Source organism: Pseudomonas sp. GM_Psu_1, from assembly GCF_026544185.1.
GTDB classification, from domain to species: domain Bacteria; phylum Pseudomonadota; class Gammaproteobacteria; order Pseudomonadales; family Pseudomonadaceae; genus Chryseomonas; species Chryseomonas oryzihabitans.
In genome coordinates, this window is sequence record NZ_JALNUX010000003.1 from 147,551 (window position 1) to 165,677 (window position 18,127).

Annotated in this window: 18 protein-coding genes; 6 read left to right on the forward strand and 12 right to left on the reverse strand. The window is 67.1% G+C overall.

From position 1 onward, the window contains the following. Positions 1-59: 59 nt before the first annotated feature. A complete protein-coding gene (locus tag OXS31_RS05805; protein ID WP_007158869.1) occupies positions 60-611 on the reverse strand; it encodes a peptidylprolyl isomerase in 552 nt (183 codons plus the stop codon). Positions 612-676: 65 nt separating this feature from the next. Further along, positions 677-1,567: a LysR family transcriptional regulator gene (locus tag OXS31_RS05810; protein ID WP_007158868.1), complete on the reverse strand. Its 891-nt coding sequence runs from the start codon at positions 1,565-1,567 to the stop codon at positions 677-679. 172 nt (positions 1,568-1,739) lie between these two features. On the opposite strand from OXS31_RS05810, the gene OXS31_RS05815 reads away from it, so the two are divergent. From OXS31_RS05815 to rarD, 3 genes are all read left to right on the forward strand, one after another. After that, positions 1,740-2,330: a DUF3060 domain-containing protein gene (locus OXS31_RS05815; protein ID WP_007158867.1), complete on the forward strand. Its 591-nt coding sequence runs from the start codon at positions 1,740-1,742 to the stop codon at positions 2,328-2,330. Between the two features lie 74 nt (positions 2,331-2,404). Next, positions 2,405-3,256 carry an EamA family transporter gene (locus OXS31_RS05820; protein WP_007158866.1) on the forward strand — a complete coding sequence of 284 codons (852 nt, stop codon included), beginning with the start codon at positions 2,405-2,407 and terminating at the stop codon, positions 3,254-3,256. Then, positions 3,253-4,161 (forward strand): EamA family transporter RarD, encoded by a 909-nt coding sequence (rarD, locus tag OXS31_RS05825; protein WP_027599786.1) that lies wholly within the window; start codon positions 3,253-3,255, stop codon positions 4,159-4,161. Before OXS31_RS05820 ends, rarD begins: the two co-directional genes overlap by 4 nt. Here the strand turns inward: rarD and OXS31_RS05830 are convergent. The 4 genes from OXS31_RS05830 to puuE are packed head-to-tail and all read right to left on the reverse strand — an operon-like array spanning position 4,158 to position 7,104. Then, positions 4,158-4,658: an ureidoglycolate lyase gene (locus tag OXS31_RS05830; protein ID WP_267398300.1), complete on the reverse strand. Its 501-nt coding sequence runs from the start codon at positions 4,656-4,658 to the stop codon at positions 4,158-4,160. The genes rarD and OXS31_RS05830 overlap by 4 nt on opposite strands. Then, a complete protein-coding gene (alc, locus tag OXS31_RS05835; RefSeq protein WP_267398301.1) occupies positions 4,655-5,662 on the reverse strand; it encodes an allantoicase in 1,008 nt (335 codons plus the stop codon). Before alc ends, OXS31_RS05830 begins: the two co-directional genes overlap by 4 nt. A gap of 24 nt (positions 5,663-5,686) precedes the next feature. Then, a complete protein-coding gene (uraD, locus tag OXS31_RS05840) occupies positions 5,687-6,199 on the reverse strand; it encodes a 2-oxo-4-hydroxy-4-carboxy-5-ureidoimidazoline decarboxylase (protein WP_267398302.1) in 513 nt (170 codons plus the stop codon). Further along, entirely contained in the window at positions 6,196-7,104 is a 909-nt protein-coding gene (gene puuE / locus OXS31_RS05845; RefSeq protein ID WP_044342803.1) for an allantoinase PuuE, read from the reverse strand. Before puuE ends, uraD begins: the two co-directional genes overlap by 4 nt. A 216-nt stretch (positions 7,105-7,320) precedes the next feature. Here puuE and uraH point away from each other — a divergent pair, with 216 nt between their 5' ends. Continuing rightward, the gene (gene uraH, locus OXS31_RS05850) at positions 7,321-7,692 is read left to right on the forward strand and encodes a hydroxyisourate hydrolase (RefSeq protein WP_042133511.1); all 372 of its coding nucleotides are present in this window, start codon (positions 7,321-7,323) and stop codon (positions 7,690-7,692) included. A 68-nt stretch (positions 7,693-7,760) separates the two neighbouring features. Here uraH and OXS31_RS05855 read toward each other — a convergent pair whose 3' ends face one another. Continuing rightward, on the reverse strand, positions 7,761-8,807 hold the full coding sequence (locus tag OXS31_RS05855; RefSeq protein WP_027601946.1) for an SGNH/GDSL hydrolase family protein: 1,047 nt from the start codon (positions 8,805-8,807) through the stop codon (positions 7,761-7,763). 187 nt (positions 8,808-8,994) lie between these two features. Beyond that, the gene (locus OXS31_RS05860) at positions 8,995-9,318 is read right to left on the reverse strand and encodes a metalloregulator ArsR/SmtB family transcription factor (RefSeq protein ID WP_007158858.1); all 324 of its coding nucleotides are present in this window, start codon (positions 9,316-9,318) and stop codon (positions 8,995-8,997) included. 107 nt (positions 9,319-9,425) lie between these two features. Between OXS31_RS05860 and OXS31_RS05865 the strand changes: the two genes are divergently transcribed. Further along, complete coding sequence (locus OXS31_RS05865) at positions 9,426-10,523, forward strand: NADH:flavin oxidoreductase/NADH oxidase (protein WP_267398305.1); 1,098 nt, start codon at positions 9,426-9,428, stop codon at positions 10,521-10,523. Between the two features lie 143 nt (positions 10,524-10,666). Next, positions 10,667-11,830: a pyridoxal phosphate-dependent aminotransferase gene (locus OXS31_RS05870; protein ID WP_027599778.1), complete on the forward strand. Its 1,164-nt coding sequence runs from the start codon at positions 10,667-10,669 to the stop codon at positions 11,828-11,830. Positions 11,831-12,043: 213 nt separating this feature from the next. On the opposite strand, the gene guaD is transcribed toward OXS31_RS05870, so the two are convergent. The 4 genes from guaD to xdhA are packed head-to-tail and all read right to left on the reverse strand — an operon-like array spanning position 12,044 to position 18,040. Continuing rightward, entirely contained in the window at positions 12,044-13,354 is a 1,311-nt protein-coding gene (guaD, locus tag OXS31_RS05875; RefSeq protein WP_267398577.1) for a guanine deaminase, read from the reverse strand. A gap of 30 nt (positions 13,355-13,384) precedes the next feature. Further along, positions 13,385-14,212, reverse strand: coding sequence for a xanthine dehydrogenase accessory protein XdhC (xdhC, locus tag OXS31_RS05880; protein ID WP_077172534.1), 828 nt, complete (start codon positions 14,210-14,212; stop codon positions 13,385-13,387). Beyond that, positions 14,209-16,608 carry a xanthine dehydrogenase molybdopterin binding subunit gene (gene xdhB, locus OXS31_RS05885; RefSeq protein WP_267398306.1) on the reverse strand — a complete coding sequence of 800 codons (2,400 nt, stop codon included), beginning with the start codon at positions 16,606-16,608 and terminating at the stop codon, positions 14,209-14,211. The genes xdhC and xdhB overlap by 4 nt, the downstream gene beginning before the upstream one ends. Continuing rightward, entirely contained in the window at positions 16,601-18,040 is a 1,440-nt protein-coding gene (gene xdhA, locus OXS31_RS05890; RefSeq protein WP_044342809.1) for a xanthine dehydrogenase small subunit, read from the reverse strand. Before xdhA ends, xdhB begins: the two co-directional genes overlap by 8 nt. Positions 18,041-18,127 lie beyond the last annotated feature (87 nt).

Genomic DNA, 18,127 nt, shown 5'->3' on the forward strand with positions numbered 1-18,127 from the left:
TGGGGCCTCGCCTGGTTGACCGGACGACCGCCAGCGGATCGTCCGGCAGGACGGGTCGGCTACAGCCGTTTGGCAGCGAGAATCATGACCGGTTCACGGGGAATGTCGCGCAGCATGCCCTGGCGGGTGGTCTGCACCCCGGCGATCTGGTCGACGACTTCCATGCCGCGCACGACCTTGCCGAACACCGCATAGCCGAAGTCGCGCGAGCCGTGGTCGAGGAAGGCATTGTTCTCGACGTTGATGAAGAATTGACTGGTGGCGGAATTGACGTCCGAGGTCCGCGCCATGGCCAGGGTGCCACGCAGATTCTTCAGGCCGTTGTCGGCTTCGTTCTTGATCGGCGCCTTGGTGCGCTTTTCCTGCATGTCGCGGGTGTAGCCGCCACCCTGGATCATGAAGCCGGGGATGACCCGGTGGAACAGGGTGCCCTTGTAGAAGCCGCTGTCGACATAGCCGAGGAAGTTCTCGGTGCTGACCGGTGCCTTGGCCGCGTCCAGCTCGACCTCGATGTCACCCTTGTTGGTGCTGATGAGCACGTGCGGATTGTCCGCGGCCCAGGTGGAGGAGGCGACGAACAGCGCGCAGGCGGCAAGCAGGGCTTTGAACATGATGGATCCTTGAGTGGCGGAGACGACTGGCGAACGATAGCAACCCGGCCGGCACCCCGCCACGGTCAGCGTGGCAGGGCATGCTTGCGCAGCAGGTTCATGAGGATCTGCGAGGCCGGGCCCAGCTCGTGCTGGCGGGTCTTGTAGAGCTGGAAGGGATGGAAGCGCTGGGCGCCCTGTTCCAGGGGCAGCGGCTTGAGCAGACCGGCCTCGAGATCGGTCTGGATGGCGTCCCGGGGCAGCCAGGCGAAGCCCAGGCCGTCACGCAAGAAGGTCGCCGCGGTGCTGATGCTGCCCACCGTCCAGCGCTGCTCGGCGGCCAGCCAGCCGGCATCCCGTGGCTGGGCGCGGCCGCTGTCGCGGATCACGATCTGCAGCTGTTCTTCCAGATCGGCGGTCACCAGGGTGCGCTGCAGCTGGTGCAGCGGATGCTCGGGATGGGCGACGGCGACGAATTCCACGGTGCCGAGGGAGGCCCCCAGGTGCGCGGCGATGACCAGCCCGGTGATCGCCAGGTCCGCCGAGCCGTCGAGCAGGGCCTCTTCCACGCCGGACAGCACCTCTTCGCGCAGCCGTACCCGGCAGCCACGACTTTGCGGCATGAATTCGCGCAGGCACAGCAGCAGGGGACGGGTGGGGTAGGCGGCGTCCACCACCAGCCGCACCTCGGACTCCCAGCCCTGTTCCATGTGGTAGGCCAGTTCCTCCAGCTGGCTGGCCTGCTGCACCAGGCGGCGCGAGCGGCGCAGGAGCACGGCGCCGGCATCGGTCAGCACGGCGCGGCGTCCCTCTAGGCGCAACAGCGGCACGCCGAGCTGCTCCTGCATGCGCGCGACGGTATAGCTGACCGACGACTGGGAGCGATGCAGCACCTCGGCGGCCTGGGCGTAGCCGCCGTGATCCACCACCGCCTGCAGGGTCCGCCACTGATCGAGGGAAACGCGAGGAGTCTTCATCAAGCGCTCTGGGCTCACGAAAGGGCGCATGTTAGTGCCTAGCCTGGCAATGGCAAAACGCGGCGTCCATCACGGCATGAAAAAATGTCGGCTGGCGGGTCAAATGTCCCGCCGGCGCCAGCCTCCAAGCCTGCCGATGAGTTTCCCACTCTAGGCAAGACAAGGAGTCTCCATGTCGTCATTCAAGGCGTTGCTGGGTTGCTGTCTGGTCATCGCGCCGCTGCTGGTCCAGGCCGAGGAATCTCGCGCGGCGGCCGCCGATCCCATCGATATCGAAGGCATGAACATCAGCCGGACCCTCGACTGCGAGGGGCGCGACGTGTCCCTGTCCGGCGAGGGCAATACCCTGACCCTGAAAGGCCAGTGCGGTGAGGTGTCGGTCTATGGCAGCCATCATCGCCTGGTGCTCGACAGCGCCCGGGCGCTGACCATCCATGGCCTGGGCAGCGTGACCACGGTCAGGGGCGCCGTGGCCAGCCTGAGCATCGGCGGCGGCTATCAGCAGGTGCAGGCCAATGTGCGCGGCAGCGATGGCCTGGCCAAGGTCGATGCCTACGGCTACGGCGCCAAGGCGCGCCTGACCCTGCTCAGCCAGGCCGACATCGCCGTGGGTGGTTCCAGTCAGCAGGTCTACTGGTCCCGCGCGGCCGGGGTGGCCGAGCCCAAGACGCTGGTCTCGGGTGCCGACAACGTGCTGCAGGCCAACCAGTCGGTGGCGGGCCTCACCGGCGGCGAACCCTCGGGCCTGAACGCCACCCGCTAGGCCGTGAAGGGCCGGGGGTTTCCCTCGGGCGGCGGGCACGTTAAGGTCGCGCACCTTTTTCGTGCGTCGCCGTCATGCCTTATCTCCTGCTCGTCACCCTCATCTGGGCGTTTTCCTTCAGCCTGATCGGCGAATACCTCGCCGGTCGGGTCGACAGCGACTTCGCCGTGCTGGTCCGCGTGGCCATCGCCTTCGTGCTGTTCCTGCCTTTCACCCGCTGGCGCGGGGTGCCGGGACGCTTCGCCCTGGGGCTGATGGCGGCTGGCGCGCTGCAATTCGGCATCACCTATCTATGCCTGTATCGCAGCTTCGCGGTGCTGACGGTACCCGAGGTGCTGCTGTTCACCGTGCTCACGCCCATCTACGTGACCCTGCTGGACGACGCCTGGCAGCGGCACTTGCGAATCTGGTCGCTGCTCGCCGCCGTGGTGGCGGTGGGCGGCGCGGCCTTGATCCGCTTCCAGCCGCTGACCGGTGACTACCTGCTGGGTTTTCTCCTGCTGCAGGTGGCCAACCTGACCTTTGCCGCCGGCCAGGTGCTGTGCAAGCACCTGGGGCATGCCTATGCCGGGCAGGGCGCCCTGCATCGCCATTTCGGGCTGTTCTTTCTCGGCGCCCTGCTGGTGGCGGCGCTGTCCTTTCTGCTGTTCGGCAATCCGGCGCGGTTGCCCGGCACCCTGTTGCAGTGGGGCGTACTGGTGTGGATGGGCGTCTTCGCCACGGCGCTCGGCCTCTACTGGTGGACCCTGGGCTCGCTGCGGGTCAACGGCGGCACCCTGGCGATCATGAACGAAGCCCATGTGCCGGCGGGCCTGCTGGTCAGCCTGCTGATCTGGCAGCACCCGGCCGATCTGCCTAGGCTGTTGCTGGGCGGTGGGATCATCCTGCTGTCGCTATTCATCAATCGTCTGGGGCGTCAGTCATGAACGTGCTGTCCGGCAAGGGCCTGGGCCTTTCGGTGCTGTCGTCGGTGCTGTTCGCGCTGATGCCGGTGTACTTCGCCTGGCTGGCGCCGTTGGACGGCCTGCAGGTGGTGGCCCTGCGGGTGGTCTGGTCGCTGCCCATGGTGCTCCTGCTGGTGCTGCTGCTGCGGGAGGGCAGGGCCCTGTGGGGCACGCTCAAGCGACTGGTGCGCGAGCCCCGGCTATGCCTGGCGATCCCGGCGGCGGCGCTGCTAATGGGCATCCAGTGGTGGGTGTTCGTCTGGGCGACCATGAACGGCGAGGCCATGGCCATGTCGCTGGGCTACTTCCTCTTGCCCCTGGCCATCGTGCTGACAGGCCGGCTGGTCTATGGCGAGCGGCTGCGGCCGCTGCAGCGCCTGGCGGTCGGCTGCGCGCTGCTGGGGGTGGTCAACGAGGTCTGGGTAACCGGGGCGCTGTCCTGGGTCAGCCTGCTGCCAGTGGTGGGCTATCCGCCGTATTTCGTCCTGCGCCGCTGGATGGCGGTGGACGCCTTGTCCGGGTTCGTCCTGGAGATGGTCTGCCTGCTGCCCTTCGCGCTGCTCGCCCTGCACTGGTTCTCGCCCGGCGTCATCCTGCAGCAGTCGCCCTGGCTCTGGGCGCTCCTGCCAGGCCTGGGCCTGCTCAGTGCCATCGCCTTCGCCGCCATGCTGGCGTCGAGTCGCATGCTGCCGCTGAGTCTGTTCGGCATCCTCAGCTATGTGGAGCCGGCGCTGCTGGTGTTCGTCGCCCTCTATGTGCTCGGCGAGCAGCTGCCGGAGGGCGCGATCTGGACCTATGGCCCCATCTGGCTGGCAGTGGCCTGGGTCTGTCTCGACAGTGCGCGCCTGCTGCGCAAGCAGCTCAGGCGCGCGCCAGTGGCGCCCTAGAGCGCCAGGGTCGGGCACTCCGCGGCCGCGAAAAAGAACTCGTCGCAGTTGGGCAGACTGCCGGCGCGATCGACGATGAGGAATTCATCCTCGTCGCGCAGGGCCAGCACAGGGTGGTGCCAGACGCCGGCATGGTAGTTGATGCCCTGGCGGCCATCGGTGCGGAAAACGCGGATGGCGCCGGCATCCGGGACCGTCGCCGGCGGCGCCACCACCACCAGGAAAGGCTCGCCGCGCAGCGGCACGAAGGCCTGGCTGCCGTGGGGATGGCGTTCGAGCATGGCGATGGTCAGCGGATAGTCCAGCCGCCGGGCGCGAAAGATGCTGATGATCGCCGCGCCGTCCGCCGGCCCCGTCTCGACCCGTGCCAGGGCGTGGTATCTATGGGTCGAGCCGTTGTTGATGGGATACCAGTCCCGGTCCGCCGTCTCTATGACCTCGCCGAAGGGCGCGAAGCCCTCGGCGGTCAGCGGCTCGATGCGCAGTGGCCGGCTCATGCCTGGCCCCGCGCCACCTTGCCGAACAGTCGCAGTCGGCTGACGCCGCCGTCCGGGAAGATGTTCAGGCGCACATGGGTGATGGGGCCGAGGTTGCGCACCTGCTCGCGGAAGCTGTGTTCCTGGTGCATCTGCAGCTTCTGCGGCGGCAGCAGTTCCTGCCAGAACAGACTCTGGGTCTCGATCTGGCCATCGGTACCACCACGCACGTAGGCGCCCTGGATCTGGCAGCTGTCCGGGTAGTTGCCCTTGAAGTGCAAGGTGTCCACCAGGATTTCCTCGACGATGCCGGCGTGGCCCAGGGCGACGATCACCCAGTCGTTGCCGGGGGTGCGGCGGCGCGCGGTTTCCCAGCCGTCGGCCATGCTGGCGGCGCGGCCCGGGTTGAGGATGTTGCTCATGCGGCCATAGTGCTCGTCGTTGCAGGCCAGGGCGCGACCGCCGTTGAGGGCGGCGGCCAGATCCAGCACTTCGTCGTCGGCCTGGGCCGACCAGTCGCGGTGGGGAATGCCATAGACCCGCAGGCGGGCCACGCCGCCATCGGGATAGATGTTCAGGCGCAGGTGCGTCCAGGGGCGGTCATCGGCGATGGCATGGTAGTGATGGCTGTTGCCCTGCATCTCGATGGCCGGCAGCACCTCGGTCCAGGCGGCATCGGCGGCCGGGTCGCCCTCGGCGCAGAAGCAGGCTTCCAGGGAGGCCGAGGGCGGGTAGTTGCCGGTGAACCAGCGGGTGTCGATGTCGACGCCCTTGATCGAGCCGGGCACGCCCAGGCGGATGACCGCATGGTCGTAGCCTTCGAAGCGCTTGCGCCGCGACTCCCAGCCGTCCATCCACTTGCCGTTGTCGTCGTAGACGCCTTCCTTCCACTCCGGCTCGTGGGGCTGGAGCATGCGGTCGGCGGCAGCGAACCAGTCGTCGGTGACGCTGATGACACGGGTGCCGAGGCGGGCATCGGCGAGGTTGAGGTACTTCTCGAAGGGCGCAGCGTAGGTGCGTTTCATGGGGTGCTCTTGTCGGGGGAGGGGTCAGAGGGTCTGCAGGCGGAAGAGGGCGATGCGGTCGATCTCGGCCAGGGCGCGCTGGAATTCCTGCTCCGGACTGTTGGGCAGGCGTTCCTCGAAGGCGGCCAGGATCAGGTGCCGGTTGCTGCCCTTCACCGCCATGATGAAGGGGAAGCCGAATTTGGCGCGGTAGGCCTCGTTGTGGCGGCTGAAGCGTTCGAGTTCGTCCGGGGTGCATTGATCGAGGCCGGCACCGGCCTGTTCGCCACTGCTGGCGGCGGTCAGTTCTCCAGCCAGGGCGGCGCGTCCGGCGAGATCCGGGTGCGCCTGGATCAGCGCCAGCTGTTCGGCCTGGCTGGCGCGGGCGACCTGGGCGGCGAGGCGCTGGTGCAGGGCTTCGACGCTGTCCGGCAACGGCTGGCGCTCGTCGAAGGCGCGCTCGGCGACCCAGGCGGAATGCTCGTAGATGCCGCCAAAGGTCGCGACGAAGGCGGCGCGCTCCAGCTGGCTGGGGGTGACGGTCTGGAAGGTGCTCATGCCGGCGGATGCTCACTGTGCCAGTGACGGGCGATGTCCACCCGACGGGCGAACCAGACGCGCTCATGGCTCTGGGCGTATTCGAGGAAGCGCTTGAGGCCCACCAGGCGACCGGGGCGACCGATCAGCCGGCAATGCAGACCGATGGAAAGCATCTTGGGCGCGGTGGCGCCTTCTTCGTAGAGGGTGTCGAAGGCGTCCTTGAGGTACTGGAAGAATTGCTCGGCGGTGTGGAAGCCCTGGACCTGGGTGAATCTCATGTCGTTGGTGTCCAGGGTGTAGGGGATCACCAGGTGCGGCTTGCCGGTGGGCGTATTGGGTTCCCAATAGGGCAGGTCGTCGTCGTAGGTGTCGCTGTCGTAGAGGAAGCCGCCTTCCTCCATCACCAGGCGCCGGGTATTGGGACCGGTCCGGCCGGTGTACCAGCCCAGCGGTCGTTCGCCGGTCAGTTCGGTGAGGATCTCGATGGCGCGCTGCAGATGGGCGCGCTCCTCGGCTTCGTCCATGTACTGGTAGTCGATCCAGCGATAGCCGTGGCTGCAGATCTCGTGGCCGGCCTGGACCATGGCGCGGATGACCTCGGGGTGGCGCTCGGCGGCCATGGCCACGGCAAAGATGGTCAGGGGCACCTGGTGCCTGGCGAACAGTTCCAGGATGCGCCAGACGCCGGCGCGACTGCCGTATTCGTAGAGCGACTCCATGGACATGTTGCGGACGCCCGGCAACGGCTGGGCGGCGACCATCTCGGAAAGAAAGGCCTCGGACTCCTTGTCGCCGTGGAGGATGTTGCGCTCGCCACCCTCTTCGTAATTGAGCACGAAGGACAGGGCGATGCGGGCGTCACCCGGCCAGCGGGGGTGGGGCGGCTGGGCGCCATAGCCGATGAGATCACGGGGATAAGTCATGGAAGGGGCATCCTGGCAGTCGAGATGTTTTGTATACAATGTTTGGAGACCTTTGCCGAGTCCCAGCAAGAATCCTGCCTAACTGGTCTGACCGGTCTGAAGACTTTCGGCCGGCTGGAACGCGCCCAGGCCGCAAACAGTGCCTCTGGTAGGGCTGTATACAATCGCTGGCTGAAAAACTGATAGGCTGGCTCATCACCCTGCAGGAGCGCTCCCATGTCCGTTTCTTCCCCTGGCGGTTACCTGACGACCCATGTGCTGGACACTGCTGGTGGCTGTCCGGGCGCAGATATCGTCTTTCGCCTGTACCGTCTGGAGGGGGCCGCGCGACAGGCCCTGGGTGAAGGGCGCACCAACGCCGATGGCCGCAGCGATACGCCGCTGTTGCAGGGCGACGCCTTCACGGCAGGGGTCTATGAGCTGGAGTTCGAGGTGGGCGCGTACTACCGGCGCCGCCAGGTGGCGCTGGATGAACCGGCCTTTCTCGATACCGTGGTCCTGCGCTTCGGCCTCGCCGACGAGGGCGCGCACTACCACGTGCCGCTGCTGGTCTCTCCCTATAGCTACTCGACCTACCGCGGCAGCTAGCGGCAACTGCTCCGCGGCGGTGCGCTTCCGCCCTAATCGGCACCAGGGTAGGGCGTAGGTCCGCGGAGCTAGTGGAAGGTCGGCTCGGTGTTGAGTCGCGCGGTGGCGAGCAGCGGACGATCCGGCACGGCACTGCCGGGCCAGGTCTGGGCGATGCGTTCCAGCACCACCTGGGCCAGCATGCTGTGGGTACGACTGGCGAAATGCCCGCGGGCGCCAAAGATATAGGCCTGGTCAGCGCCCGGTTCGACGTAGCTGTCCGGATCGCAGAATTCGCGACCGGGGAGACAGGCATCCCCTTCGGCATGGGTAAAGCCGTAGTTGCCGTAGTGAGCGAAGACCTCTTCCATCACCCGGTAGGCATCCACCAGCAGCAGACGGTCTCCGGCCGGCAGGTTGGCCTGCAGGGTATCGTTGTAGAGCTTGACCAGCTCATGGTTGCGCTGCGCCACCTGCTCGGTCCAGGGCTCGAGATAGGGCGCCTTGCCGTAGTCGGTGTTGTTGAGCACCACCAGCCGCTGGGCACCCAGGCTCAGCAGATAGCGCAACAGCTTGACCTCGTTCAGGGCGGTATGCCGGATCCGCGCCTCGACCTGTTCGCGGACCTCGGGGGGCAGTGGCGAGTCGGCCATCAGCGCGGCCTTGAGCTTCTTGTCGTAGAAGGGCCCGATGATGTCATTGCCGCCGATCTGCACCAGCACCAGGTCCTGCTGGCGGAAGCGGCCATGCTGCATCTCGAAGTTGCGGATCTGCTGGGAAAAGGCCAGCGGCGCCTCGTTGTGGTCGAAGCCCGGCTCGGTGAAGCTGCCGGTCACGGCGCCGCCCTCGGCGTAGCAGAGGCCGTCGGGGTCGCTCGGTCCCTCGTGGCCATAGCCTTCCACCTGGCGATTCGGGCCCAGCTCGATGCCGTAGGCGTCGGCGATTTCCTGCGGATAGGTACGCCCCGGATTGGTCGCATAGATGTGGCCGAAGGTGCCGCAATCCATGAGGCTGTCACCAAAGGCGATGACCCTCTGGATACCCCGCGCCTCGGCGATGGGCTCGGGGCTGGGTACGAGGGCGAGTAGCGCGGCGACACCCGCCAGTGCGGTCGCCAATCCCCAGTGCTTGCCCATCCTCTACCTCCCGGCAGCGCCCAGCGTCTGTGCTGTCACCGCCTGCTGCAACCTTCATACCGGGAAGAGCGGGAAAAACGGCGGAGAGTTCCCTGCGCCCGGACCAGCCGAGACGGCAGGCGACGACAGGCAAGGACCTCGGGTGGGACGGGGCGATTGCGGCCCGCCCGCTGCCATTCAGGGTGGGTCAGTCCGGCTTGGCGACGGGATCGGAAGATTGCGCCAGGATGGCTGCCATCAGACCGGGGAAGCGCTGATCCAGGTCTTCGCGCCGCAACTGGTTCATGTGCGTGGTACCGGCGTTGCGGGTATGCACCAGGCCGGCGTCGCGCAGGACACGGAAGTGATGCGACATGCTGGATTTGGGACGGCCGCCGTCGAGTTCGCCACAGGTGGCCTCGGCGACCCGCGCCAGATAGCGGACGATATCCAGGCGCACGGGATCGCTGAGCGCGTGGAACAGACGCTCAAGGGAAAATTCGTCGGGACTGGGATGTTTGAAAGGGCGCATGCGCCAATCATACACCGGGGGTTGGCGATTATGTTATGTTCGATTAATATCGAATTAACGAACAAGATTTCGACGTACACCTTGTCACCATACGGGAGACCGCTCAGATGTCCGCATTGTTCCAACCCTTCACCCTCAAGGACGTGACGCTGCGCAACCGCATCGCCATTCCGCCCATGTGCCAGTACAGCGCCGTGGACGGCGTCATCAACGACTGGCACCAGGTCCACTATGCCGGCCTGGCCCGTGGCGGTGCGGGTCTGGTCGTCGTCGAGGCCACGGCGGTCTCGCCGGAAGGCCGCATCACGCCCGGCTGCGCCGGCATCTGGTCGGATGCCCAGGCCCAGGCCTTCGTGCCGGTGGTCCAAGCGATCAAGGCCGCCGGTTCGGTACCGGGCATCCAGATCGCCCACGCCGGTCGCAAGGCCAGCGCCAACCGGCCCTGGGAAGGTGACGACCATATCGCCGCCGCCGACGCCCGCGGCTGGGACACCATAGCCCCGTCCGCCGTGGCCTTTGGCGCCAACCTGCCCAAGGTCCCCAAGGCCATGACCCTGGACGACATCGCCCGGGTCCGCCAGGACTTCGTCGACGCCGCCAAGCGTGCCTACGAGGCCGGCTTCGAGTGGCTGGAACTGCACTTCGCCCACGGCTACCTGGCGCAGAGCTTCTTCTCGGTGCATTCCAACCAGCGTGACGACCAGTACGGCGGCGACCTCGCCGGCCGCAGCCGCTTCCTGCTGGAAACCCTGGCCGCGGTGCGCCAGGTCTGGCCGGAGCACCTGCCGCTGACCGCGCGTTTCGGCGTGATCGAATACGACGGTCGCGACGAAGAGACCCTGGCCGAATCCATCGAGCTGGCCCAGGGCTTCAAGCGCGAAGGCCTGGACCTGCTGAGCGTCAGCATCGGCTTCTCCACCCCGACCGCCAACATCCCCTGGGGCTCGGGCCTGCTGGCACCCATCACCGAGCAGGTGCGCAAGGCGACCGGCCTCAAGGTGGCCTCGGCCTGGAACATCGACACCCCGGCCCTGGCCAACCAGGTGGTGGCCGACGAGCAGCTGGATCTGGTGATGGTGGGACGCGCCCACCTGGCCGATCCGCACTGGCCCTACTATGCGGCCAAGGCCCTGGGCGTCGGCAAGCCGTCCTGGGTGCTGCCGGCGCCCTACGCCCACTGGCTGGAGCGCTATCGCACCAGCTGAGGCTAAAGAAATGGCCGCCGCGGACCGGCGGCCATTTCTACTGGCGAGTGGCCATTATGATAGCTAGCTAATCGTTAGGCCCGCACCTTGCATGACGTCAAAGCGATCCATCGCTGCTCTATCGTCATACAGGGAAAATTGTCATGTCCGAGATGTCTCGTCGCTCCTTCGTCAGCCTGGCCACCCTGGCCTCCGCCGCAGTTCCGCTGGTGGGCTGGTCCCGTCTGGCTGCCGCGGATACGGCCGCGCCGCCCGTGCGGGAAAAGGTGCTGATCAACTACAACGAGAATCCGCTGGGACCTTCGCCCAAGGCCGTGGCCGCCATGCAGCGAGGGGCGGCCCTGAGTGGCCGTTATCACTTCGAGTATCAGGAGCAGCTGATCGAGCTGTTCGCCCGCCAGCACGGCTTGCCGAAGGATCATGTACACGCCTTTTGCGGCTCCAGCGAACCCCTGCAGTACGCGGTGATGGCCTTTACCGGGCCCCGCAGCCTGGTGCTGGCCAACCCCAGTTACGAAGCGGCCATGGTGGCAGCCAAAGCCAAGGGGGCACCGGTCCACGAGGTTCCGCTGGACGCCAGCCATGCCCACGACATTCCCGCGATGCTGGCGGCGGACAGCCAGGCCGGGCTCATCTACATCTGCAATCCGAACAACCCCACCGGCACCGTCACGGCACGCGAGCGCATCGAATTCGCCATCGCCAATCGCCCCAAGGGTAGCGTGGTGATGATCGACGAGGCCTATATCCACCTGAGCAACGAAAAGAGCTGCCTGGACCTGGCCGCGCAGCATGACGATGTTCTGGTCCTGCAGACCTTTTCCAAACTCTACGGCATGGCCGGCGCCCGACTGGGCTTCGCCGTGGGTAAACCGGATTTGCTGGCCAGGCTGGAGGTGTTCGGCGGCGAGAATGCCATTCCGGTCGCCGCCATGCTGGGTGGCATGGCCAGCCTGGAGGATCGCCAGCTGGTAGCGCAGCGCCGCAAGGAGAATGCCGCCACGCGCGACGAGACCCTGGCCTGGCTTCGTCAACGGGGCTTCGCCTGCACGGCCTCCCAGGGCAACTGCTTCATGGTGGATACCGGTCATCCGGGCCAGCAGGTGATCGCCGCCCTGGCCAGGCGCAACATCGTCATCGGTCGCACCTGGCCGGCGTGGCCGACCTGGGTAAGGGTCAGCGTCGGGTTGCCGAATGAGATGAAGGCCTTCCGCGAAGCCTTCGTCGCGGTGCTCAAGGACCCGACGGCGCTGGCCGGATTCACGCCCTTGGAACGCCAGGGTGGCCAATTGGCGCAGCTCGCCTGATCCGCCGATAAAGCGCTTGCAGGGTGGCTAACGGCGCAGCCTTATCCACCCTGCCGCGGGCCTGCCAGTGGAAAACGCGGCGCGGTTTTCCACGCTACCGGATCGAGGCTCGGGCTTGGTCGTTTGGGTTTGTTGGGCTTCGCTAGGCTCAACCCAACCTACGTTGATGGGTAGGTTGGGTTGAGGCGGCTCCAGCGGCGAAGCCCAACAGGTTCAGCTGTCGCGGCTGTGTACCCGGCGACCCGCGGCATAGGTCTCGCGCACCACGCGGTCGTCGGCCAGGGTGGTGAGGACGAAGAGGGTTTCTTCCAGGCTCTTGGACTGCTGCAGGCGGTAGTCGAGCAGCGGGGTGGCCTTGAGGTCGAGCACCACGAAGTCGGCGTCGTGGCCGGGGGCCAGGCTGCCGATGCGGTCGTCCAGGCGCAGGGCGCGGGCGCCGCCGAGGGTGGCCAGGTAGAGCGACTTGAAGGGGTGCAGGCGATGGCCGCGCAGTTGCTGCACCTTGTAGGCCTCGCCGAGGGTCTGCAGCAGGGAGAAGCTGGTGCCGGCGCCGACATCGGTACCGAGGCCGACATTGACCTTGAAGGCTTCCATCCGCTGGAGATCGAACAGCCCGCTACCGAGGAAGAGATTGGAGGTGGGGCAGTGGGCCACCGCCGAACCGGTGTCGTGCAGGCGCTGGCATTCGGCGTCGCAGAGGTGGATGCCGTGGGCGAACACCGAGCGCGGACCGAGCAGCTGGAAGTGGTCGTAGACGTCCAGGTAGTGGCTGCGCTCCGGGAACAGCGCCTTCACCCAGTCGATCTCCTTGAGGTTCTCGGAGAGGTGGGTGTGCAGGTAGACGTCCGGGTGCTCGGCCAGCAGGCGGCCGGCGGCTTCCAGTTGCTCCGGCGTGCTGGTGGGGGCGAAGCGCGGGGTGACGGCGTAGTGCAGTCGGCCCTTGCCGTGCCAGCGCTGGATCAGCGCCTTGCTGTCGGTGTAGGCGGACTCGGCGGTGTCCTGCAGATAGTCCGGGGCGTTGCGGTCCATCAGCACCTTGCCGGCGATCATGCGCAGGTCGAGGCGTTCGGCGACCTCGAAGAAGGCATCCACCGACTGCGGATGGACACTGCCGAACACCAGGGCCGTGGTGGTGCCGTTGCGCAGCAGTTCGCCGACGAAGACCTCGGCCACCTCGGCGGCCTTGGCCGGATCGTCGAAGGCGCCCTCGGTGGGGAAGGTGTAGGTGTCCAGCCAGTCCAGCAGCTGTTCGGCGTAGCTGGCGATCATGCCGGTCTGCGGATAGTGGATATGGGTGTCGACGAAGCCGGGGGTGATCAGGGCGTGGGGGTGCTCGATCACCTCGGTGCCGGCTGGCAGGGTGGGCAGCAGTTCGGCGGCCGGACCCATGGCCTGGATGCGGCCGTCCGCGACCAGCAGCAGGCCGTCGGCGTGGTATTCGTAGGAGGCGTCCAGCCCCACCTCGGCCGGGTCGGCGAGGCTGTGGAGCAGGGCGGCGCGATGGGCGATGGCAGTCATAACGATCTCTGAAAGACGAAGCGGCGGAAAAGGGGATCAGCTGGGCGCGACGGCGTTGACCAGGCGCAGCGGCTGGTCCGCCTGCTGGGCCTGGCGGCCGTAGTGGGCGATGACCTCGCCGGCCACGGCGATGGCGATCTCCAGCGGCAACTTGCCCTGGACCTCGGGCAGGCCCAGCGGGCAGCGCACCGTGGCCAGGCGGTCGGCGCCGTGGCCACGGGCGGCGAGGCGGTGGCGGAACTTGGCCCACTTGGTCTTGGAGCCGATCAGGCCGAAGTAGCCATGGTCGCCGCGGGCGAGGATGGCGTCGGTCAACTCCAGGTCCAGGGGATGATTATGGGTCATGACGATGTAGTAGGCACCCGCCGGCATGCGGGCGATCTCGTCGACCGGCTCGTCGGTAACGATCTTTTCCACGCCAGCGGGCAGGACGGCGGGAAACTCCTGGGGCCGCGAGTCGACCCAGCGCACGGCGCAGGGCAATCCCGCCAGCAGTGGCACCAGGGCCCGGGCGACATGGCCGGCGCCAAAGACGATCACCGGGACGTCCTGCGCCAGCTGGGGTTCGAACAGCAGGGTGGTGACGCCGCCACAGCACTGGCCGAGGCTGGCGGCCAGGGAGAAGCGTTCCAGGCGCGGCTGGCGGGTGCCGGCGGCGAGCATTTCCCGGGCGATGTCCACCGCGCGGTATTCGAGATGACCGCCACCGATGGTCAGGTGCTGCTCCTCGCGCCCCACCAGCATCTTGGTGCCGGCCTCGCGGGGCGTGGAGCCCTGTTCGTCGGCCACGGTGATCAGCACGCAGGGTTCGCCGCGTGCCTCGAAGTCGGCCAGCAGGGCCAGCCAGCCACGTTTGGGGGTCATGCCGGTTCCTCCGTGGCCGTCACAGGTATGACCTGGCTTTCGGCGGCCAGGCGGCGCATGCGTTCCACGCCCCAGAGTACCCGCTCGGGGGTGGCGGGCGCGTCCAGCGCGGGATGGAAGCGGTAGTCCGCCACGCTGGCCACGGCGTCCTGCAGGGCGCACCACACCGAGATGCCGAGCATGAAGGGCGGCTCGCCCACGGCTTTGGAGTGGAACACCGTGGCCTCGGGATTCTGTCGATTCTCCACCAGCCGTACGCGCAGATCCGGTGGCACATCGCTCACTGCCGGGATCTTGTAGGTGGAGGGACCGGCGGTGAGCAGCTTGCCGGCGTCGTTCCACACCAGTTCTTCCATGGTCAGCCAGCCCAGGCCCTGGACGAAGCCGCCTTCCACCTGGCCGATGTCGATGGCCGGATTCAGGGAGGCGCCGACGTCGTGGAGGATGTCGGTGCGCAGCAGGCGGTATTCGCCGGTGAGGGTGTCGATCAGCACCTCGGAGCAGGCGGCGCCGAAGGCGTAGTAGTAGAAGGGCCGACCGCGGGCCTGGTCGCGGTCGTAATGGATCTTGGGCGTGCGGTAGTAGCCGGTGCTGGAGAGTGACACCTGGCCGACGTAGGCCAGCTGGATCAGCTCCTCGAAGCTCAGCAGGCGATCGCGCACCCTGACATGGCCATTGCGGAAATCGACCTCTTCGGGCCCGACGTGGAAGTGCCGACTGGCGAAATCGATCAGCCGGTCCTTGATGGTCTGGGCGGCGTTCTGCGCGGCCTTGCCGTTGAGATCGGTGCCGCTGGAAGCGGCGGTGGGCGAGGTGTTGGGCACCTTGTCGGTGTTGGTCGCCGTGATCTGGATGCGGGCTACGTCGACCTGGAAGACCTCGGCCACCACCTGGGCGACCTTGGTGTTGAGCCCCTGGCCCATCTCGGTGCCGCCGTGGTTCAGGTGGATGCTGCCGTCGGTGTAGACATTGACCAGGGCGCCGCCCTGGTTGAGAAAGGAAGAGGTGAAGGAGATGCCGAATTTCACCGGGGTCAGGGCCAGGCCCTTCTTCAGTACCGGACTGTTCCGGTTGAAGTCGCGGATGGCCGCACGACGCGCCTGGTAGTCGCTGCTGGCCGCCAGGTCCGCGGTCATCTCCTCGAGCAGATTGTCTTCCACCACCTGGTGGTAGTGGGTGAGGTTGCGCGTCTCCTTGCCGTAGTAGTTGCGCCGCCTGACCTCCAGCGGATCGAGACCGCGATGGCGGGCGATGGCGTCCATGACGTTCTCGATGGCCAGCATGCCCTGGGGGCCGCCGAAGCCGCGGTAGGCGGTGTTGGACGCCAGGTGGGTCTTGCATCTGTGGCCGGTGATCTGGGCATTGCCGAGAAAGTAGGCGTTGTCGGCATGGAACATGGCGCGGTCGATGATGGCGTTGGACAGGTCCGGCGAATAGCCGCAGTTGCCTGCCAGTTCGAAGCGGATGCCCAGCAGCCGGCCTTCGTCGTCGAAGCCGACGTCGTACTCGACATGGAAGGGATGGCGCTTGCCGGTCATGTGCATGTCTTCAAAGCGCGGCAGGCGCATCTTCACCGGGCGCCCGGTGAGATGGGCGAACACCGCGCAGAGCGCCGCCGGCATGCCGGCCTGGCTCTCCTTGCCGCCGAAGCCACCGCCCATGCGTCTCATGTCGACAGTGACCCTGTTCATGGAGACGCCGAGCACCTCGGCCACCTGTTTCTGCACCTCGGTGGGATTCTGGGTAGAGGAATAGACCAGCATGCCGCCGTCTTCGGTGGGCATGACCGAGGCCACCTGGGTTTCCAGGTAGAAGTGCTCCTGGCCGCCGATGGCCAGTTCGCCCTGCAGACGATGGGGGGCAGCGGCCAGGGCGGCGGCCGCGTCACCCAGGTGGTGGCTGTGGCTGGGCGAGATGAAGTGCTCGCGGCGCAGCGCTTCCTTGACGTCGAGGATGGCCTCCAGCGGCTCGTATTCGATGAGGGCGGCCTGGGCCGCACGGCGGGCGGCATCGAGGCTGGTAGCGGCCACCGCCAATACCGGCTGGCCCAGGTACTGCACCTCGCCATCGGCGAGCAGCGGATCGCCGGGGAGGACGGCGCCGATGTCCAGCTGGCCCGGTACGTCGGCGGCGGTGATGGCCAGGGCCACGCCGGGAATCGCGTAGCAGGGCGCGAGATCGATGTGCTTGATCCGCGCATGGGCGTGCTCGCTCATTCGCGCATAGACGTGCAACTGGTTGGGGAATTCCAGGCGATCGTCGATGTACAGGGCCTCGCCACTGACATGCTTGTCTGCGCTCTCGTGCTTGAGCGATTTTCCGACGCCGGTGGCCAGGCCGGCGGCGAAGGCCGCGGCCATTTCCTCGGGGGTGCGAACAGGGAGGGTGCTAGACATGGGCGGTGACCCTCGTGGCGAGCGTGGGTTGGGTGGTCTCCAAGTGACATTTGCGCAGCAGATTCTGCGCCGTCAGCAGGCGGTATTCGCGACTGGCGCGGAAGTCCGACAGTGGGGCGAAATCCTCGGCCAGGGCCTGGACGGCGCGTTCGATGGACGCGGCATTCCAGGGCTGGCCAAGCAGCGCCTGCTCGCACTGAGCGGCACGCTTGGGCGTGGCCGCCATGCCGCCGTAGGCGATGCGTACCGCCGCGACGCGGTCCTGGTCGAGCTCCAGCGCGAAGGCGGCGCAGACCGCGGAGATATCGTCGTCCAGCCGCTTGGATACCTTGAAGGCGCGGAAGACCAGGCCCTCACGCGCCCGCGGCACCCGGACCGCCTGGATGAATTCGCCGGGTTCCAGGGCCGTCTTGCGGTAGTCGAGAAAGAAATCGTCCAGAGCCAGTTCGCGCAGGCGTTCACCCTGGCGCAACAGCAGGCTGGCGCCCAGGGCCAGCAACAGGGGCGGACTGTCGCCGATGGGCGAGGCATTGCCGATATTGCCGCCCAGGGTGCCCTGGTTGCGGATCTGCAGGGAGGCGAAACGCTGCAGCAGGGCGCCGAAGTCCGGGTAGTCGGCGGCCAGGGCGGCGGCGCAGTCGGCCAGCGGGGTGGCGGCGCCGATCTCGATCGAATCGTCGCCAACGGTGACGCCGCGCAATTCCGGGAGGTTGCCCAGGTAGATCAGGGTCTCCAGACGGCGATGCTGCTGGGTGACTTCTAGGGCCAGGTCGGTACCGCCGGCCAGCAGGCGCGCCTCGGGGTGCGCTTGGTAGAGACCGGCCAGTTCGCTCAGGGTGGTGGGGCTGTGGCAGCGCCGGTTGGCGCCCTCTAGATGGGTGTCGGGTAGTGGCGCCAGGGCCTCGAGGCGCTCCAGGGTCTGCTGCTCGCGGGCATCGAACTGATCCGGCTGACGGCCGGCGCAGGCCTGCTCGGCTGCGGCCAGGATCGGTCGGTAGCCGGTGCAGCGGCAGAGATTGCCGGCCAGGGCCTCGTGGGTGGCGGCGTCATCCGGCGCGGCGACGTTCTTTTGCAAGGCGAACAGCGACATGACGAAGCCCGGGGTGCAGTAGCCGCACTGGGAACCGTGGCAGTCGACCATGGCCTGCTGCACGCTGTGCAGGCGGCCCTGGTGCTTGAGGTCTTCCACGCTGATCAGTTGCCGGCCGTCCAGTGCCGCGACGAAGGTCAGGCAGCTGTTGACGGTGCGATAGCGCAGCTGGTCGCCGTCGGGCTCGGCCAGCACCACGGTGCAGGCGCCACAGTCGCCCGAGGCGCAGCCTTCCTTGGTGCCGGTCTTGCCGCAGCGCTCGCGCAGGTACTGCAGCACGGTAAGGTTGGGATCTAGCTGCTCTTCAACGCGCAGCTCCTGGTCCAGCAGAAACCTGATCACGGCCGCTCTCCACCTGGTCTCGAATGCCTTGATGGTGGGTAAAGCTGACCGATAGGTCAACATTTGCCCGGGTGAGTGGCGCCCCTC

Coding starts and splice junctions, on each gene's coding strand:
- OXS31_RS05805 (WP_007158869.1), bottom strand. CDS start 611: ATGTTCAAAGCCCTGCTTGCCGCCTGCGCGCTGTTCGTCGCCTCCTCC.
- OXS31_RS05810 (WP_007158868.1), bottom strand. CDS start 1,567: ATGAAGACTCCTCGCGTTTCCCTCGATCAGTGGCGGACCCTGCAGGCG.
- OXS31_RS05815 (WP_007158867.1), top strand. CDS start 1,740: ATGTCGTCATTCAAGGCGTTGCTGGGTTGCTGTCTGGTCATCGCGCCG.
- OXS31_RS05820 (WP_007158866.1), top strand. CDS start 2,405: ATGCCTTATCTCCTGCTCGTCACCCTCATCTGGGCGTTTTCCTTCAGC.
- rarD (WP_027599786.1), top strand. CDS start 3,253: ATGAACGTGCTGTCCGGCAAGGGCCTGGGCCTTTCGGTGCTGTCGTCG.
- OXS31_RS05830 (WP_267398300.1), bottom strand. CDS start 4,658: ATGAGCCGGCCACTGCGCATCGAGCCGCTGACCGCCGAGGGCTTCGCG.
- alc (WP_267398301.1), bottom strand. CDS start 5,662: ATGAAACGCACCTACGCTGCGCCCTTCGAGAAGTACCTCAACCTCGCC.
- uraD (WP_267398302.1), bottom strand. CDS start 6,199: ATGAGCACCTTCCAGACCGTCACCCCCAGCCAGCTGGAGCGCGCCGCC.
- puuE (WP_044342803.1), bottom strand. CDS start 7,104: ATGACTTATCCCCGTGATCTCATCGGCTATGGCGCCCAGCCGCCCCAC.
- uraH (WP_042133511.1), top strand. CDS start 7,321: ATGTCCGTTTCTTCCCCTGGCGGTTACCTGACGACCCATGTGCTGGAC.
- OXS31_RS05855 (WP_027601946.1), bottom strand. CDS start 8,807: ATGGGCAAGCACTGGGGATTGGCGACCGCACTGGCGGGTGTCGCCGCG.
- OXS31_RS05860 (WP_007158858.1), bottom strand. CDS start 9,318: ATGCGCCCTTTCAAACATCCCAGTCCCGACGAATTTTCCCTTGAGCGT.
- OXS31_RS05865 (WP_267398305.1), top strand. CDS start 9,426: ATGTCCGCATTGTTCCAACCCTTCACCCTCAAGGACGTGACGCTGCGC.
- OXS31_RS05870 (WP_027599778.1), top strand. CDS start 10,667: ATGTCCGAGATGTCTCGTCGCTCCTTCGTCAGCCTGGCCACCCTGGCC.
- xdhC (WP_077172534.1), bottom strand. CDS start 14,212: ATGACCCCCAAACGTGGCTGGCTGGCCCTGCTGGCCGACTTCGAGGCA.
- xdhB (WP_267398306.1), bottom strand. CDS start 16,608: ATGTCTAGCACCCTCCCTGTTCGCACCCCCGAGGAAATGGCCGCGGCC.